This window comes from Alcaligenes sp. 13f (genome assembly GCF_020496585.1).
Classification (GTDB): domain Bacteria; phylum Pseudomonadota; class Gammaproteobacteria; order Burkholderiales; family Burkholderiaceae_B; genus Alcaligenes; species Alcaligenes phenolicus.
Genome location: NZ_JAHKKC010000061.1, coordinates 1 through 850, shown reverse-complemented (window position 1 = coordinate 850; position 850 = coordinate 1). Strand labels below are relative to the sequence as shown.

The window sequence follows — 850 nt, the reverse complement described above, 5'->3', positions numbered from 1 at the left end:
TCCATCCCAGAAAGTCAAAGCCTTCGTCTATATGTACGACTTTCGTCTTTTCCGGCGATAGTCGCAGTCCTCGTTGTGCAAGGAAGGCTTCTACCCACGGCCTGATTTCAGTCTCCAACAAGTCTTTTGAATTGCTGGTAATCACGAAATCGTCGGCGTACCGGACCACATTGACTTTCAGCTTCACGGCTTTCGTCTTTCCGTATCGCGTACTGAGATACGCCTTCAGGTCTGACTCCAGTCCGTTCAAACACACATTCGCCAACGTGGGCGAGATGATTCCGCCTTGCGGCGTCCCTTCTTCGGTTGGCGAGAGGCGGCCCTTGTGGACTACCCCGGCTTTCAACCACTTACGCAGGACGGCCTTGTTCATGGGAACATGTTCAACCAGCCATTGGTGGTTAATGTGGTCAAAACAGCCTTGTATATCCGCCTCCAACACCCAGTGAGCCGCAACTTTTCTGGATGTGCAGACAAATATCTGTCCCATTGCGTCCGCCGTTGAGCGTTGTTTCCGAAAGCCGTAGCTGTTCGGGTCACTCGTGGTTTCTGCCACGGGTTCAAGCCCCAGCAAATGCAAAGCCTGCATCGCCCGGTCGAACAGCGTGGGAATGCCCAAGGGGCGTTCTTTACCGTTCGTTTTGGGGATGTAGACCCGCCGCAAGGGAAGAGGTTTGTAACCTCTCAGACTGCTGATAAACCCCTGGTTTTGCGCCCTGGGGTTTATTTTTTTGTTCTCCCGCCCAGGCGATGAGGTGTCGCTCACGATTCTACGGTTTTCGGTCGATCAGGCCTCAGATCACACCATCAGGCCGTTTGCGGGCCGGGGGCAAGCTCGCAGGCGCGTGAA

Annotated in this window: 1 pseudogene; it reads right to left on the bottom strand. The window is 54.5% G+C overall.

The annotated features are described in order from the left end of the window. Positions 1–685: pseudogene (locus KOE80_RS20125) on the bottom strand (reverse transcriptase domain-containing protein); the annotation flags it as partial. Between the last annotated feature and the right edge of the window lie 165 nt (positions 686–850).